At 38.3% G+C, this 14,988-nt stretch carries 19 protein-coding genes and 2 pseudogenes; 12 read left to right on the forward strand and 9 right to left on the reverse strand.

Annotated elements, in window-relative coordinates:
- Positions 1-193: 193 nt before the first annotated feature.
- The 3 genes from H9631_RS14165 (at position 194) to H9631_RS14175 (ending at position 2,325) form a co-directional block, all read left to right on the forward strand.
- Positions 194-433 carry a hypothetical protein gene (locus H9631_RS14165; RefSeq protein ID WP_191813871.1) on the forward strand — a complete coding sequence of 80 codons (240 nt, stop codon included), beginning with the start codon at positions 194-196 and terminating at the stop codon, positions 431-433.
- A gap of 260 nt (positions 434-693) precedes the next feature.
- Positions 694-1,740, forward strand: coding sequence for an N-acetylmuramoyl-L-alanine amidase (locus tag H9631_RS14170; RefSeq protein ID WP_191813873.1), 1,047 nt, complete (start codon positions 694-696; stop codon positions 1,738-1,740).
- A gap of 153 nt (positions 1,741-1,893) precedes the next feature.
- Positions 1,894-2,325: a VOC family protein gene (locus tag H9631_RS14175; RefSeq protein ID WP_191813875.1), complete on the forward strand. Its 432-nt coding sequence runs from the start codon at positions 1,894-1,896 to the stop codon at positions 2,323-2,325.
- A gap of 97 nt (positions 2,326-2,422) precedes the next feature.
- Here the strand turns inward: H9631_RS14175 and H9631_RS14180 are convergent, their stop codons facing one another.
- The 4 genes from H9631_RS14180 to H9631_RS14195 form a co-directional block, all read right to left on the reverse strand.
- The gene (locus tag H9631_RS14180; protein WP_191813877.1) at positions 2,423-2,629 is read right to left on the reverse strand and encodes a transcription initiation factor TFIIIB; all 207 of its coding nucleotides are present in this window, start codon (positions 2,627-2,629) and stop codon (positions 2,423-2,425) included.
- A gap of 373 nt (positions 2,630-3,002) precedes the next feature.
- Positions 3,003-3,338, reverse strand: a complete 336-nt coding sequence (locus tag H9631_RS14185; RefSeq protein WP_191813879.1) for a YjgN family protein — start codon at positions 3,336-3,338, stop codon at positions 3,003-3,005.
- Positions 3,339-3,532: 194 nt separating this feature from the next.
- Positions 3,533-3,796 (reverse strand): hypothetical protein, encoded by a 264-nt coding sequence (locus H9631_RS14190; RefSeq protein WP_191813881.1) that lies wholly within the window; start codon positions 3,794-3,796, stop codon positions 3,533-3,535.
- A gap of 199 nt (positions 3,797-3,995) precedes the next feature.
- Positions 3,996-4,172 carry a hypothetical protein gene (locus tag H9631_RS14195; protein WP_191813883.1) on the reverse strand — a complete coding sequence of 59 codons (177 nt, stop codon included), beginning with the start codon at positions 4,170-4,172 and terminating at the stop codon, positions 3,996-3,998.
- A gap of 245 nt (positions 4,173-4,417) precedes the next feature.
- On the opposite strand from H9631_RS14195, the gene H9631_RS22615 reads away from it, so the two are divergent.
- Entirely contained in the window at positions 4,418-4,546 is a 129-nt protein-coding gene (locus tag H9631_RS22615; RefSeq protein ID WP_263600718.1) for a hypothetical protein, read from the forward strand.
- A gap of 189 nt (positions 4,547-4,735) precedes the next feature.
- Here the strand turns inward: H9631_RS22615 and H9631_RS14200 are convergent, their stop codons facing one another.
- From H9631_RS14200 to H9631_RS14210, 3 genes and pseudogenes are all read right to left on the reverse strand, one after another.
- Positions 4,736-5,107 (reverse strand): VOC family protein, encoded by a 372-nt coding sequence (locus tag H9631_RS14200; RefSeq protein ID WP_191813885.1) that lies wholly within the window; start codon positions 5,105-5,107, stop codon positions 4,736-4,738.
- A gap of 170 nt (positions 5,108-5,277) precedes the next feature.
- Positions 5,278-5,454: pseudogene (locus H9631_RS14205) on the reverse strand (RepB family plasmid replication initiator protein); the annotation flags it as partial.
- A 445-nt stretch (positions 5,455-5,899) separates the two neighbouring features.
- Positions 5,900-6,433, reverse strand: a complete 534-nt coding sequence (locus tag H9631_RS14210) for a GbsR/MarR family transcriptional regulator (RefSeq protein ID WP_120118784.1) — start codon at positions 6,431-6,433, stop codon at positions 5,900-5,902.
- A 242-nt stretch (positions 6,434-6,675) separates the two neighbouring features.
- On the opposite strand from H9631_RS14210, the gene H9631_RS14215 reads away from it, so the two are divergent.
- The 3 genes from H9631_RS14215 to H9631_RS14225 are packed head-to-tail and all read left to right on the forward strand — an operon-like array spanning position 6,676 to position 9,686.
- Positions 6,676-7,926: a quaternary amine ABC transporter ATP-binding protein gene (locus H9631_RS14215; RefSeq protein ID WP_191813889.1), complete on the forward strand. Its 1,251-nt coding sequence runs from the start codon at positions 6,676-6,678 to the stop codon at positions 7,924-7,926.
- Between the two features lie 6 nt (positions 7,927-7,932).
- Positions 7,933-8,784, forward strand: coding sequence for an ABC transporter permease (locus tag H9631_RS14220; RefSeq protein WP_191813957.1), 852 nt, complete (start codon positions 7,933-7,935; stop codon positions 8,782-8,784).
- 2 nt (positions 8,785-8,786) lie between these two features.
- A complete protein-coding gene (locus H9631_RS14225; protein ID WP_120118795.1) occupies positions 8,787-9,686 on the forward strand; it encodes a glycine betaine ABC transporter substrate-binding protein in 900 nt (299 codons plus the stop codon).
- A 373-nt stretch (positions 9,687-10,059) separates the two neighbouring features.
- On the opposite strand, the gene H9631_RS14230 is transcribed toward H9631_RS14225, so the two are convergent.
- On the reverse strand, positions 10,060-10,353 hold the full coding sequence (locus H9631_RS14230; RefSeq protein WP_318246813.1) for a helix-turn-helix domain-containing protein: 294 nt from the start codon (positions 10,351-10,353) through the stop codon (positions 10,060-10,062).
- 6 nt (positions 10,354-10,359) lie between these two features.
- Here H9631_RS14230 and H9631_RS14235 point away from each other — a divergent pair.
- Positions 10,360-10,575, forward strand: a pseudogene (locus H9631_RS14235) (hypothetical protein); the annotation flags it as partial.
- A gap of 520 nt (positions 10,576-11,095) precedes the next feature.
- Positions 11,096-11,314 carry a hypothetical protein gene (locus H9631_RS14240; RefSeq protein WP_191813891.1) on the forward strand — a complete coding sequence of 73 codons (219 nt, stop codon included), beginning with the start codon at positions 11,096-11,098 and terminating at the stop codon, positions 11,312-11,314.
- A gap of 177 nt (positions 11,315-11,491) precedes the next feature.
- On the opposite strand, the gene H9631_RS14245 is transcribed toward H9631_RS14240, so the two are convergent.
- The gene (locus tag H9631_RS14245) at positions 11,492-12,694 is read right to left on the reverse strand and encodes an erythromycin esterase family protein (protein ID WP_191813892.1); all 1,203 of its coding nucleotides are present in this window, start codon (positions 12,692-12,694) and stop codon (positions 11,492-11,494) included.
- Between the two features lie 748 nt (positions 12,695-13,442).
- On the opposite strand from H9631_RS14245, the gene panD reads away from it, so the two are divergent.
- The 3 genes from panD to H9631_RS14260 all read left to right on the forward strand — a co-directional run bounded on the left by panD (position 13,443) and on the right by H9631_RS14260 (position 14,935).
- A complete protein-coding gene (gene panD / locus H9631_RS14250; protein ID WP_191813894.1) occupies positions 13,443-13,826 on the forward strand; it encodes an aspartate 1-decarboxylase in 384 nt (127 codons plus the stop codon).
- 235 nt (positions 13,827-14,061) lie between these two features.
- On the forward strand, positions 14,062-14,700 hold the full coding sequence (locus tag H9631_RS14255) for a DUF2975 domain-containing protein (protein ID WP_191813896.1): 639 nt from the start codon (positions 14,062-14,064) through the stop codon (positions 14,698-14,700).
- Between the two features lie 13 nt (positions 14,701-14,713).
- Positions 14,714-14,935, forward strand: a complete 222-nt coding sequence (locus H9631_RS14260) for a helix-turn-helix domain-containing protein (protein ID WP_191813898.1) — start codon at positions 14,714-14,716, stop codon at positions 14,933-14,935.
- Positions 14,936-14,988 lie beyond the last annotated feature (53 nt).

Below are 14,988 nucleotides of genomic sequence, written 5' to 3' on the forward strand. Positions count from 1 at the left end.
TACACAAATTCTCCGCCTAAATGCTCTCCTACTTCAAAAGAACTCTCAGTTATTTTAACTATATCATTTTATGTTAAGGTTTAACTTTTAAGTTACTTGAAATAGTGTGTTTTCTTATCTTTTTAGATTCCAAGACGTGTGCTGTAACTGTAAAGACAAGCAATTCATATTATGTCGTAGGAGGTGAGAGAAGGTGTTTGAAATCTACGACATAGCAATCATTCCAGTCATTGTCGGTCTGGTGGAAGTCTTCAAGCGGGCAGGTGTCCCTTGTAAGATTTTGCCCTTTATCTCATTGGCTCTTGGCATAATCATTGGAATTGTTTATGTGACAGAGTTTGATTTAAAGCAGGGCATCCTTGTTGGAGTCATGTTAGGGCTATCAGCTTCCGGATTATATTCAGGGACAAAAAGTACGATTGAGAAAGAGTGACGCATATGCGTTGCTCTTTTTTATAAGCAAGGTATAGCTTGTTATGGAAAATTTAATTCAAAGGAAGGGTTTATCTTTGTCCACCACCTAGCCGCTTTCAAGTAGTGGTGAGAGCTATGCCTCCTCGCGAATCGTCTTGTTTGCCCGCGCTAGACTATGCTGCTTGTCTTTTCTTACAAAAAATCCACAAAGGAACTAAGAGAGTCGCCTGTCCGGATGGTGCATAAAGCGCATTTAATATAGCAAGGAGAGGATCAATAATGATAAAGATTGCTATAGATGCAGGGCATGGCGGCTTCGGAGTAACAGCAGGCAAACGAACACCAGCAGGGGAGTATGAGTGGAATTTTAACAATAAAGTCGTTTTGTCAGCTATTAAATATTTCAAGCAATATCAAGGCGTTTCTCTGTTGAGGCTGGATGATTCAACTGGCAAAACAGATGTACCGCTAATTACTAGAACAAATAAAGCTAATGCTTGGGGTGCAGATATTCTTATTTCAGTTCATCACAATGCTAATACTGGTAGTTGGGGTGAATGGACAGGTACAGAAATTTACACTTACTTAGGAATCTGGCCACAAGCCGAAAAGTTGGCTTCCGTTGTTCTAAGGAAGCTGGTTCAAGCTTATGGATTGAAAGATAGGGGGCTGAAAAAAGCAGATTTTCACATGCTTAGAGAATCCAAGATGCCGGCGATCCTGATTGAGGGAGGTTATATGGATTCAAGCATTGATATTAAGAAAATGAGGGATGATAAGATCCTTGATGCTGCTGGAAAGGCGATTGCTGAAGGCGTGGCGGAGTATCTCGGTATGAAAAAAGTCATAAATAAACCTGTTTCCAAGCCAGCTGTACCAACTCAAAATAAGCCATCCAGCAGTTACAGCGGAACCAGTATCGTGGATTATCTTAAAAGTATCGGTATGGATTCCAGCAAGGAAAATCGCAAGAAGCTTGCTAAACAATACGGGGTCAGTGGATATGACTTTTCCTCAGGGAAAAATCTTGAATTGCTTAACAAAATGAGAGCAAATAAACCAGCTAGCACCCCAGCCACTCCTTCCAAACCAGCTGTTAAAAAGCAGACGGTTCATCTGCCTGCCGGGGCAAATACATGGCGAACATATAAGCTCGGAGTCCAGCCGGTCAAGAAGAATTCTGATTGGAGCCTTACACCTTCCAAGTACGGCGGACTCACTTATGATATTCTGGACAGGCCGTATCCTAATGTCGTCACAATCATGACGAGCCGCGGTAAACGAAATATTTATGTTGGACCAGAGACAGGTGCAGTTATTAGGTAAATATGTTCACATGGAATTCTTGGTTTTGGTACATGAACTTACACAGTCAACAGTCGTTTACAAGAATGACCTCTTCTTGATGAGAATAGGTCGCTTTTTTTGCTTAAAAGGCTTAAAATTTGAATAATTAAATAAAACAAGAGGATGAGTAATATGAACAGAATAAATTTGATAACACTTGGTGTAAGAAACATGGATCAGTCTTTAAAATTCTATAGGGACGGTCTTGGTTTTGACACGATGGTGGATGAAGAGAATCCAGGCATTGTATTCTTTAATAATGGGGGAAGTAAATTAGCATTATATTCTTTAAATGAGTTGGCAAAAGATATAAATGAACAGGAAGCCCCGGTTAGAACAGGTTTCCCAGGTATTACTCTTGCTTATAACGCAAAATCCGTTAAAGAAGTGGATCGTATTTTTGAAAAAGCTGAACAGGCCGGAGGGACAGTTGTTAAAAAACCTCAACCTGTTTTTTGGGGTGGATATAGCGGATACTTTTCAGACCCTGACGGCTATTATTGGGAGGTTGCTTATGGGGAAGATTGGAAATTTGATGAAAATGATATGTTAGTGATTGAGTAAAAAAAATTGCCTCATTCCGCGAAAAAGCCCGGTGTTGCCGACCGGGCTTAAGATCATGATTTTTCGAGTGTATGTAAACCTGTGAATTACACCTCTCCTAAAAAAGTGTGCCTTTGAATTTTTCCGGTTTTTTTACATAGCTTTCAATTATATACCCACAATCAGTACAAAGAATGTATTCAACATTTGAACCGAGGCCCATCTTACCATCCGGGTACATAACTCCATACCCTGTATGTTTCCCCTTGCCTAATTCTTTTCCACCACATTTTGGGCAATCTGTTGGTTTTGTAGATTTTTCCATTTTGAAAAACTCCTTTTAGGATCTGATTGTCTTCAAATTTTTAATGCAGGTTTGCGTGCTTAAGCAGGTATGAATACGAAAAAATTTAAATGACATAAATATTAAAACAATCATCTTAGTCAGGGAATCTATAAAACAAATAATAAAATGCATCATCCAAGATTGACCAAAAAATGAGCAATGCTTCAGTCATCATCTCTATTCTATAAAGAATCATATACTACATTTAGAATAAGAAAGAAAACTTATAGTATATGTTATACAGAGTATTTTTGCAGGTAACCAGGGGATATTAAGTTTTGAATAGAGAAAAACTTAATATCTCTTCAGCATTCCCGTTTTATTTGATAGACAGGCGCCAAAGGGCAGGGCATTAATTAACAAAAGTAGTATTACGAGCTTTCCAGTCTTCTAACTTTATAAATACCCAAAATCCATAAATACCCAATGTAATGACTGTAAAGAACCACCATTTAATCCAATGTCCAAATAATCCAATTGCAGAACCATGAAATTGCATTCGCTTTCCTTCGATGACAGTATGATTAATTTTCCATCCATAGATCATCGTAATAGACCAGGGGTAGCAAATGCCGAAGGTGCAAACTGTGACAAGCGTGCCGAGAATAACCCAGCCTATGTACTGTAATAGTCCTCCGTCAAAATAAGATGTTCTTCCTTTACGCGTTTCAAGTTTTTCCGTTTGCACGTATATCCCTCCATTTTTAAATTATGCAAATTTCCAGCAGAAAAAAGCATGTCTTGCTAACAATTAATATTGGCTGTACCTAATTTCTTTAAGGTGCGTGTGTAGGAATCGTAGTTTACGTTGCTCTCTATCCTAAAGCAACACGTCCCTGCAAAGTTCAAAGTAAAACATATAGCCTTGACCAATTTTTTTGTTTATCCAAAAAAGTGTGTAAGATAAAAATTAAAAATATACCCACCTATGGAAGAAACGCTTAAAACTAGCACGCCGATAGATAATATGTCAACATCCAGTTTTTCTTTTGGTTTTCTAAGGGTAATAATAGAAAGAATGATTCCAATAAGGAAAATTGCAACCCAAAGTGCATTTAACTGAGAACCCCAGTTAATGAAGTAATTAACTAAGAAGAAAAGATCCATTAAGAGTAAGATGAATAAAACAATCTTTGCTTTCTTCATATGGTTTAACTCCTCTTCCGTTTTTTATCATAGCAAAAAAGCATCTTAAGATCGATAACGATGAGCATTGAAATTAGAGCTCATTATTCAGTTGAGATAGATGGTAAAAAACCGTTTGAATATAAGCCGTCATCTATTTTTCAGAAACAATTTTGTTGAAAATGTTAACTTTAAGGTGCATGTGAGGAGATAAATATTTTTAATGGTACTCCTTCCGTTTCTTTTTTTCTATGAAAATCCAATAATAGTATGTAATCCAAAAAACAGGAATCGCCAAAAATGCGTAAAATGTGCGATGCTCTGGGAGTACAATAATTAGTACAATTCCCAGCATAAGAAATGGCGGAAAAAGTATAAAGTATTTCTTTTTATCCATTTTTATCCTCCTTGAATAGGTAAATAGATCCTATCATTTTATTTCTTAGAAAGGAAGCAATTGCTGTATTTGCGTAATTAGAGAGATAACGAAGGAGGAACTCGTTGAAAGATTGTCAGAGGTTATTTAAGTGAAGGATGCACGAAATGTTTTTAGGGATCTACATCCACTTAATGGTTACCTAATATTAAAATATGATACATATTATTCGTAAGATTAAAACGATGCGGGAGGTGCTTAAAGCAATGATTAAAAGGATCTTTAATTTATTTAAAGGTAGAAAATCAAATTCCGAAGAGCCTCAAAAGCTTGAATCAGTATCAGGAGAAGCTGATTACGAATACGAGCCTGAAGACAGACATTATTTTTATTAGGATTACTCTGTAAGTTTAGACTTAAAGATATATAGGGAGAAGCAGCAGATGTTTCTTTAAAATAAGTTTGATCATTTTCTACCTGTGTTGTTCCACAAAAGCGTCCTTTAACCGCGGAACATTATCGAAAATTTTTATAAAGTTTGGGCTTAAATCAAACATATTGTAGTGCTCTAACTAACAGCAGGATTATTTAATCCATTGAAGGAATTCCAGGCGATTACCGAATGGGTCATTTACATAAAAACGTTTAGCGCCTTCGAGTGGTTCATCTTCAATGACTTTGATCCCTTTTTCAATTATCTGCTCGCGCAGCCCTTCTAAATTTTCAACGTGGAAAGCTGGATGTGCCTTTTTGGCGGGTATAAAATCTTCCTGAATTCCTATATGAAGTTGATGCGCTCCACATTTAAACCAAACACCGCCACGTTTCACCAGGTTTTCGGGCTTTAGGATTTCCTCCATGCCAAGAACACCATTGAAAAAACTCCGTGCTTTATTTTCGCTTCCTTTTGGTGCAGCTAATTGAACATGATCAATTCCAGTGAATGAATACAACATAATAAAACACCATCCTTCTCCAATTCATCTCCCAACTAAAAGTATAACTTGGACTATTAATACTTAAAATTATTCATTTCATATAAATGTCAATAAGCATTTCTTATCGTATTTTTAATAAATCCAATCTTATCCATGTTTAATGATCTTCAACAAAATGGCCCGATCCCGATGGGGAAAGTATATGTCTTAAAATCATCATCCGAAGGTTGAATATTGCTCGCCAGAACCAATATAATCTTTTTGCTCCACAACACCGAGCTTAGCTTATAGTTGGCTTCAATCGGGACATTGGACTCAGTGACAATATTATCCTTAATCGACTCAACCAATTCAATGGATGCCATGAACAATGACATTATGACAAACTTTTTACTATAACAAAAGAAAAATATTGTTATATTCATTTCATAATGGCTAAACACACCTAAGATGTTATCTTTCAACGAGATGGGGAAGCCTCAATACCGTTCCGCATCCGGTGATAATCCACACCATGTCTTGTAGGTGGAACCAAAAAATGTTATAGTTCGCACCAAAAGTGTTATGACTGGCACCCAAAATGTTATCTATCACACCATTTAGTTAAGTGCTGAAAGACTTGATATAACAACAAATTTCAACGCAGACAACAATAAAACAAGGAAAACATCTAAAACAAAATAAGTAAAACACAAAACAAAGCGTGAAGTTGTCTTTTTGTCAGAAAAAGTCTTATCCACAGGTAAGTGATAGAAACAAATCGTCTTCTCTCCACCGGAAAAGTTGTCCCTATACTTAAGGCCTCGCCACCTATAAGTGTTTCGGTACAAGCTCAAAAATATCGTGGTTTTCAAATGCTTCGACCACTCGGTCAACCCATTCATAATAATGATATGCATACTCCAATTTATCAATGTCTATCATGGCAAGTTCTTTGATTTCTGAGCTGATATTTTCATCTTCAACCAGCTTTTTCAATTCCGCCAGTGATTTTTTTATCGCAGTAAGATGCATGGAAACAGCGTTCCTCCACTTGATAGAAAATAAGTCTATGAAACCCTGGTACCAATCTTCCTCTACTTGGTACAGGTCTTTTCTGACACCCTTTTTCCAGACCCGCTCCACCTGCTTGATATCGGACAGGGCTCTGACAGCTGTGCTCATACTTGTCTTGCTCATTCCCAATTCTTCTTTCATCTCATCCAGCGTCAACGGTTTACTATGGAAAAACATCGTTCCATATAATCTTCCAGCAGAATGTGTCATTCCATACAAGTCAATATTTTTAGCGATAACTTCGATAATCCGCTCCCGAGCTTTTTCAAGTTGTTCTCTGCCCTCCAAAACACTCACATCCTCAAAATTTCTCACGTTAATTCTTAATTACATTATTACAGATTGTTTGTAAAGTAAAGAATTCAATGGGGTAGGATACAACAGGAAAGCGGAGCATTTGTAAGCATGCCATTCGTTTTTCGTGTACAGTTTAAACTGTACACACTTTATAAACGTTATGTGCTGAATACCATGTTTGAGTTGATATGCTGTTTCCCCTACACTTGTAATGTAGCTAAGGGGTGAAAAAAATGGATGAGAAAAAGTCATATAAGAAAATAGAAGTTAAAGATGTGACCAAAATTTTTGGCAAACATACAAAAAAAGCGTTGCAGCTTTTGGATGCCGGAAAAACCAAAGCAGACATCCTGGAGTCAACGGGTGCAACTGTCGGGGTCAAAAATGCAACATTCGATGTCTATGATGGTGAGATATTTGTCATCATGGGGCTTTCCGGCAGTGGAAAGTCGACTCTTGTCAGGATGCTGAATCGACTGATCGAACCGACGGCAGGACATGTATTCCTGGATGGCGCGGATATCGTATCCCTGAATAAAGAAGAACTGCGGAAAGTAAGAAGAGAAAAGATCGGCATGGTCTTTCAAAAATTCGCACTCTTCCCCCACCGAACCATACTGGAGAACACGGAATATGGGTTGGAGGTCCAAGGGGTGAGCAAAGAAGCACGGGATATAAAGGCAAGAGAGTCATTGAAACTCGTCGGACTCGAAGGTTATGAAAGCCAGTATCCAGATCAACTGAGCGGTGGAATGCAACAGAGAGTCGGGCTTGCAAGAGCGCTTGCCAATGACCCGGATATTTTGCTCATGGACGAGGCATTCAGTGCACTCGACCCGCTGATTCGGAAAGATATGCAAAACGAATTGATTCAATTACACGATGAAATGGGCAAAACAATCATTTTCATCACACATGATCTGAATGAAGCGCTGCGGATTGGTGACAGGATCGCATTGATGAGAGACGGACAGATTGTCCAGATAGGCACACCAGAAGAGATATTGATGAATCCATCCAACAAATATGTTGAGCGGTTCGTTGAGGATGTGGACCTCTCCCGTGTATTGACAGCGAGCCACATCATGAAACAGGCGGAAAGTGTACAATTGGACAGAGGACCAAGGGTTGCACTAAGACTAATGAAGCACCATGGCATTTCTTCCATCTATATAGTCGATAAACAAAATCGCTTGCTCGGAGCAGTGACCGCTCAGGATGCCAATAAAGCATTTGAACAGGGCAAGTCGCTGAAGGATGTCCTCATTGAAAACATTTCTGCTGTGAAGGTAGACACCCTCCTTTCTGATCTCTTCAATCTCGTTTCAACCGCATCAATTCCTGTTGCTGTAGTAGATGAGAAACATAGACTGCAAGGGATCATTATCCGCGGAGCCCTCATCGGCGCTATGTCTGGTGATAATGAGTTTATTAATGAACAATCCGAATCAATGGCCAGCAATCATATGCGGGAGGTGCATTAGATGAGTATGAGTGATTTAATCCCGCAAATTCCACTTGCTGCGTGGGTGGATAAAATGGTGGATTGGCTCGTCACGACATTCGGTATTGTTTTCGACGGAATAACTACTGTTTTGGACGCTTTTGTCACAGGTTTGGTGGATCTGTTTAATATAGCGCCATCCATTCTGTTCGCACTGATTTTCGGATTGCTGGCATGGTGGATAGCAAATAAAAAAATAGCCCTATTTTCATTTATCGGGCTATTATTCATTGATTATTTAGGTTATTGGGGCCCGATGCTTCAAATGCTTGCATTGGTTCTGACATCGGTCATCATTTCAGTGGCCATAGGAATTCCAATCGGCATCTGTGCATCCCAGAATCATACCGTCAGAAGAATCGTTACACCGATTTTGGATTTTATGCAGACGATGCCTGCATTTGTTTACCTTTTGCCGGCCATTTTCTTTTTTAACATAGGAGTGGTGCCGGGAGTGATCTCTTCCGTCATTTTTTCAACACCTCCTACCATCCGGCTGACAACACTTGGTATCCGCCAGGTTCCGGAGGATTTAATTGAAGCGACAGAAGCGTTCGGTTCAACGACGATGCAAAAATTGATAAAAGTGCAAATCCCACTCGCTATGCCTTCAATCATGGCCGGTGTGAACCAAAGTATCATGCTTGCCCTATCAATGGTCGTCATCGCCTCCATGGTAGGTGCACCGGGACTTGGGGAAGAAGTGTACCGCGCTGTGACACAACTGAAAGTAGGCGTCGGTTTTGAAGCGGGTCTGGCAATCGTGGTTATTGCCATCATTTTAGATAGAGTGACACAACAAGCAGGAAAAGGAAAAGAAAGGGGATCGATTTCATGAGTTTGAAAAAGAAATTTACAGGATTAGGAGCTGCGGCACTATTGGCTGTTGGCCTTGCAGCATGTGGAAGCGACGACGCAAAGTCAGGAGGAGATTCCTCCGGATCCGGCTCTGTCGGGGAAAGCGTCAATTACAAAATCACGGGGATTGACCCTGGTGCCGGAATCATGGAAGCAACAGAAAGAGCCATTGAAGACTATGACCTAGAAGACTGGGAACTAGTTTCCGGTTCTGGCGCTGCTATGACCGCCGCTTTGAAAAAAGCTTACGATAAAGAGGAGCCGATCATTATTACTGGTTGGAACCCGCACTGGATGTTCTCTAAATATGATCTAAAATATCTCGAAGATCCGGAAGGTTCCTATGGTGGAGAAGAAGAAATCCATACCATCGGCCGCCTCGGTTTAAAAGAAGATAAACCGGAAGCATACAAAGTCCTTCAGCAGTTCCATTGGAAAGAAGAAGACATGGGAGCCGTCATGGTTGACATCCAAGAAGGCGCAAAACCGGAAGATGCCGCTAAGAAGTGGGTCGAAGAGAATCAGGATAAAGTAGATGAATGGACAAAAGGTGTCGACAAAGTCGACGGCGACAAATTTAAATTCATCTATGTCTCTTGGGACAGCGAAATAGCCAGCACAAACGTTGTAAAAACAGTCCTAGAAGATCTGGGGTATGAAGTGGAATTATCACAGGTGGAAGCAGGTCCAATGTACACCGCTGTAGCGGACGGAAGCGCAGATGCTCTGCTTGCTGGCTGGCTTCCTGTCACACATAAAACATATCTCGAAAAATTTGGCGACAAGCTGGACGACATTGGAGTCAGTATGGAAGGCGTAAAAATCGGTCTGGCCGTCCCTGAATATATGAACATTGATTCTATTGAGGATTTAAAAGAGTAGTGATGAAAGGAGCTCCTTTTAATATGGTACCTGTAGCTAGGACACTTGAAAAAGAGTGTTTTATCTACAGGTATTTTTTTATATACTTGAATTTCAAGATATGGGGAATAAGGGGACAACATGAGTAAGATAACATTTACACCTAGAGATAAAAACACTTCAAAATTCAGGATACAGTGAAGGAAGTCAAATATTTATTAATAAAATTGGCGAATTAACCGAAAGCCAAAAGAAGAAAAAAGTCGGAAAGCTGTATTAGGAGAAACAGGACAAGGAATTGCCCTCTTGTCCGGCTCAGTGAGGTGGAACCCTGAAACACGAGGAAAAAAGGCAATATCCAACTCCTGTTTTTTACTCTTCGGGTAACTCTGAACTAATCGCTGTTTTTCGCATATTGCTTCTGAGATTTGCCGATTGCTGCTTTGAAGTCTTTGCTAAAATGGGCTTGATCGAAATAGCCTAGATCCATCGCCAATTGAGTCATATCCACTCCACGTTCTATTAACTCGATTGCCTCATGCATTCGATGACGCCGAATAACCCATTTAGGGCTCACACTAATATATTGATTGAACCAACGTTGTAATGTCCTCTTGGAAATGCCGAACGGATCGACTAAGTGTTCAACTTTAGTGATGTCAGCATTATAAACGACCTTATCAATCACTTCATTGATGTTTTAAGTTTTAATGATGATCTTCTGGGTATGAAGCCTAACTGTTCATATTTTATGGATATATTGCGTGTAGAAGAGGAATTTGAGTATGATTATCCTGATATGCTCGCGATACGAGACTATGTTCAAGAAATATTATCTACTGCAGATATTGATGAGAAGCTTCCAAACTTAAAAAATACTGATTTTAATTACTTGTCTCAGGATAGATAATGCCATATCCAGTGATTTCAGCATGATGAATGAGACGCTTTTCTTGGCTCGTCATTTAACACAGCGATAAAACAAGCCCGGCGATTGTCCGGGTTTTAGTATTTAGGGAAGTGGCTCCGGCTGAAGATTGGTGCTTCTTCTTTTGGCATAAGGGGTGGCGTTCCGGCCTCAGGTAGAAAATAGATACTTATATAAATAATGATAAACGGAGTAACAAAACATAACAAAAATAATAAAGTAATGAAGCTCGCAATGGACATGTTTAAGAACTTCAAATCCTATCAATTCCTTTCACAGGATATCTCGAACAAGCAAATTCCATCTATTGTAGGGTAGCAAGTTAAGCTGAATGAAATTCTCTACAAATTTCTACTTCTGCTGTTATGAACATTAAATTCATATTTCTTTTTTTAACATAAGGATACATGCTGATTAAAAACAGATGAAAGTGAAATCTGGTCTACTCCTCGTTGTTATAATGGGTTTCTGAATAAATTCGGAACTTCGGGAGGTCAGAATATTGATTTCAATACGAAAGCAGGGACTGGTTGCATTTTCTATTCTGCTACTTGCAGCATGCAGCCCGGCTCAGGAAAATGCTTTAGATGAACTTCTTTCTGAAAATCAGAAAAAAACAACTGAATCTAATCAAAATATAGAAGAGCATCCAGCGTGGAATGACAGTCCAGCTGAACCTGTGATTGGTGAGAGTACTATCGAGCCACCAATAAGCAAGTGATTAACGATACGGACTTGTAAAAGTCCTTTTAAAAATGTCTAAAAGTCCGTTTCTTCTGTTTACTTCCATATTGGTTTCATATTCTTGTATGGGTTCAGTTGCTTTATCACTCTCACAACATCTCAAGAACCATTTATATTACATAATCGGAAAAGCCTTTGTTTGTAAAATTGTCTTTTATTCAGACCGCTGTAAATAATTGGGAGAGGTCACTTCACGTATAAAAATTATTGCGTCATAATGATCTTGTGGGTAAAGAGCCATTGGATAAAAACCTGAAAATCCTGATTCCAATAACCACCATCTTCTTTTGAACCACATTTTTTTATCGGCGCTTTGCTCTCTAACATCCAATGGAATAAATAAGTCTGATTCTGATGTCTCATATAGTAATGACTCTAAATGCCTTTTTTTCTTAATGTCTATTTCTAATTCAACCCGTAATTGCGTCGCAAATTTTCCATTACCAGCATAAAGTCCAATTACAAAAATGTCTTCAGGATACTTTTTTTGCAACCAATATCCAACTGATTTAATCCCTAATAATTTGGCCATTAAGGGGCGTTTTTTCCGTATATGAAAATTATGAGCCCAAACAATAATCTTCTCATTTTTATAATAGTGATTCATCAGCCACTCTAAATTTTGAAACATATTAAACCCTCTTTGGATCCCAGAGGACAGATAACCTTTTAAGTTCACCTGTAACCATTGTAATCTATTTTGCATCCCTCGTTGGATTAATAGTAGCATCCTTTGTATTTCAGGGTTCTTGTAGTTTTTCTGTTTGATTTTTAACAACTTTAATAAGTTTTCATATTCTTGAATGGCTACCTTCATTCTCTTTTTCAAAGGTTTTGTTATTTTTATCAACATTTCATCTTGCAATTCAAAATAATGTTTTTCAACTGCTCTCATAGATTCATATAACTCATAATCCGTGTGATCCTTTATCCAATCTAACATAAGCTCAGATATTAAAGGATAAGTAGGCTGGGGATCCATTCCACCAAGTATTATAGTCTGGGCCCATTCCTCGGAAAACAGCGGTATCATTTCTTCGTTATGGTAAATATCTAATAAGCTGTTTTGGATTTGTTTCTCAGGGGAGTCATTACTTAAAAACTGTCTACAGAGAGTTGCTTCCAAAAGTCCGCTTTCAAATATAACAATGTTAAACCCATGATTTTGACATAAATAACGGATTAAGTCAGTTTTGATCGTGAAATAGTCTGCTATTCCGTGTGAATTTTCACCAAGAAGTATTATTCGCTTGTCTTTTATAAAGCGGTCGATAAATGAAAAGTCATTACCTTCTTTTATTTCAGAAGCAGTTCTTTTAATTTGTTCCTTCCAGTGATTTCTAGTATTTTCTCTCATTTCATCCCTCATTCAAGAATGACTATAATATTAAAAAATTAAGTAAATCTATCATAAATAATCCGATGCAGCACTAGTATCATTAACGAAGAACATCTTTTTCACTTTCCCACACATTCGGGAAGTATATACCGTTCTATTTGTATTGATGATATATCAATACTACTATTGTTTTAATAAATATTCCAATGAATAATCTGATTTATGCATTAATTATATTTAATTAAGAAAAAGGTGATTTCACAAGTGCCTGTGTCCTTGGCAAGGTGAAGATTTCTGACCGAAAAATCGGAGAGCGGCTGCCAAAATATCAATCGAATGTAAGAGAAGTTTTTTTGTGAAAAAATACCTTGAAAGAAAAATTTGAATTAGGTCAATTAACATTTAATTACCGGTGAAATGCCGTTTTTGTTATAATCTTGATGGGCGGTATCGTTATTGAACTGCACCGACGAATGGCTATTTTAACTTCATTCAGCAGAATCATCCACTTCTTTATGTGGGTGAGTTGAATGCGTATTTCAGTAGGGGTTTAAACCTCGGCTGAATAAAGTTAAGCCTCCGGCGGATGCCACACTAAAGCTCGATAAAATCTAGGCGCATTTGATAAAGGGTTATCTGCCCGGATCCGTCATCGGACAGGGACAGAAGGGTGAAAAGCAAACGTGTAGACTCAGGCTCCTTCTGCCTTCTTGCCGGGATTCTTTTTTCAATGATGAATCCGTTTTGAATAACAGGAGGAATGAAAATGTACAGAACAATGATGAATGGAAAAATCCATCGTGCACAAGTGACTGAAGCTAATTTAAATTATGTAGGCAGTATTACGATTGATGAGGACATTTTAGATGCAGTCGGTATGACAGCAAATGAAAAAGTACAGATTGTAAACAACAATAATGGTGCCCGCTTGGAGACATATATCATTCCAGGCGAAAGAGGGAGCGGGATCATCTGTTTAAACGGAGCTGCTGCCCGTCTTGTGCAGGAAGGTGATATTGTAATCATTATTTCCTATATTCTTATCCCGGAAGAAAAAGTAGCTTCACATCAACCGAAAGTTGCCATTATGGATGAAAACAACTGTATTAAAGAAATTCTAACGGCTGAACCGGAAAATACAATATTGTAATTAAACACTTACGCCAACAGCTCGATATTCGTTGCGCGTAAGTGTTTTTTGTATGGAATGAAACGTCCAAATAACAGCTACCCAGGAATACTCTATTCATGACATTTTCAGCATTTTATCGGTAGCTAGGCAGGAGTACATTGGAATAATCAATAAAAAATTAATGATAAACATTAAATTTTTATTGATTTAAATTAAATTTCTAGTACAATAATATTGTGAAAGGGGAATGTGTATGAATGAGACAGCCGCAGCCAAACATTTCAAGCAGTTCGTTCAGTTTTTAATTGTTATTTTAAATATCCTGTTATTTTTCTGCCTTCTAGGGATGACGCTGATTGTTGTATCGCTGTTTGCCATTGGCTTTTTCCCAATAGAAGCGATACAAAATGTATTCGTAGAGGAAAGCGTTCATTTGTCCATTCATATAGAGGCCTTTAAAATAATCGTGGATCGAGATTTTGCGCATTATTTTCTCGATGAAAAGCGTTATCTCGTTCAAGCTTTGCTCATCGTGCTGATATTGATAGGTATTGTTTTCATTATTCTTAGGCAGCTACGTACATTAGTTCAAAATATTCGAAGCGGTATGATTTTCTCCGGGAGAAATAGTAAACAGATGAAACGAATTGCCTATATGATCATCTTTTTAAGTATTACGATTCGACCGCTGAAGACGTATTTTCTCTATTCAGTTGGAAAAATGCTGTCTTTGGATATATTGCTTCCCCAAGTTGAGTGGATTCAGAGTGTTCAATATCAACTCTTTGCCATTGATTGGTCCTTATTGCTATCTGGAATCTTATTATGGATTTTTTCAAAAATCTTCAGTTACGGTGCTTTTTTGCAGGAAGAATATGACGCTACTGTCTAGGAAGTGATGAGTTATGCCAATTATTGTTCGGTTAGACCGTGTCTTGGCGGATCGTAAAATGCAGTTGAATCAATTAGCGGAAAAGGTAGACATATCAATTGTGAATCTTTCCAATTTGAAGACTGGCAAAGTGAAAGCCATTCGCTTCTCAACATTGAATGTGATTTGTAAAGCATTGGACTGTCAACCTGGAGATATTTTGGAATATGTGGAAGATATTGAGGAAAGTGAATAGAAGTAAGTTGGGTCAGGGAGTTGTCTCATCTTTAAAAAAATAATCAATATGGA

Source organism: Bacillus norwichensis, assembly GCF_014836955.1.
Classification (GTDB): domain Bacteria; phylum Bacillota; class Bacilli; order Bacillales; family Bacillaceae_C; genus Siminovitchia; species Siminovitchia norwichensis.

Coding starts and splice junctions, on each gene's coding strand:
- H9631_RS14170 (WP_191813873.1), top strand. CDS start 694: ATGATAAAGATTGCTATAGATGCAGGGCATGGCGGCTTCGGAGTAACA.
- H9631_RS14175 (WP_191813875.1), top strand. CDS start 1,894: ATGAACAGAATAAATTTGATAACACTTGGTGTAAGAAACATGGATCAG.
- H9631_RS14180 (WP_191813877.1), bottom strand. CDS start 2,629: ATGGAAAAATCTACAAAACCAACAGATTGCCCAAAATGTGGTGGAAAA.
- H9631_RS14190 (WP_191813881.1), bottom strand. CDS start 3,796: ATGAAGAAAGCAAAGATTGTTTTATTCATCTTACTCTTAATGGATCTT.
- H9631_RS14195 (WP_191813883.1), bottom strand. CDS start 4,172: ATGGATAAAAAGAAATACTTTATACTTTTTCCGCCATTTCTTATGCTG.
- H9631_RS22615 (WP_263600718.1), top strand. CDS start 4,418: ATGATTAAAAGGATCTTTAATTTATTTAAAGGTAGAAAATCAAATTCC.
- H9631_RS14200 (WP_191813885.1), bottom strand. CDS start 5,107: ATGTTGTATTCATTCACTGGAATTGATCATGTTCAATTAGCTGCACCA.
- H9631_RS14215 (WP_191813889.1), top strand. CDS start 6,676: ATGGATGAGAAAAAGTCATATAAGAAAATAGAAGTTAAAGATGTGACC.
- H9631_RS14220 (WP_191813957.1), top strand. CDS start 7,933: ATGAGTGATTTAATCCCGCAAATTCCACTTGCTGCGTGGGTGGATAAA.
- H9631_RS14245 (WP_191813892.1), bottom strand. CDS start 12,694: ATGAGAGAAAATACTAGAAATCACTGGAAGGAACAAATTAAAAGAACT.
- panD (WP_191813894.1), top strand. CDS start 13,443: ATGTACAGAACAATGATGAATGGAAAAATCCATCGTGCACAAGTGACT.
- H9631_RS14255 (WP_191813896.1), top strand. CDS start 14,062: ATGAATGAGACAGCCGCAGCCAAACATTTCAAGCAGTTCGTTCAGTTT.
- H9631_RS14260 (WP_191813898.1), top strand. CDS start 14,714: ATGCCAATTATTGTTCGGTTAGACCGTGTCTTGGCGGATCGTAAAATG.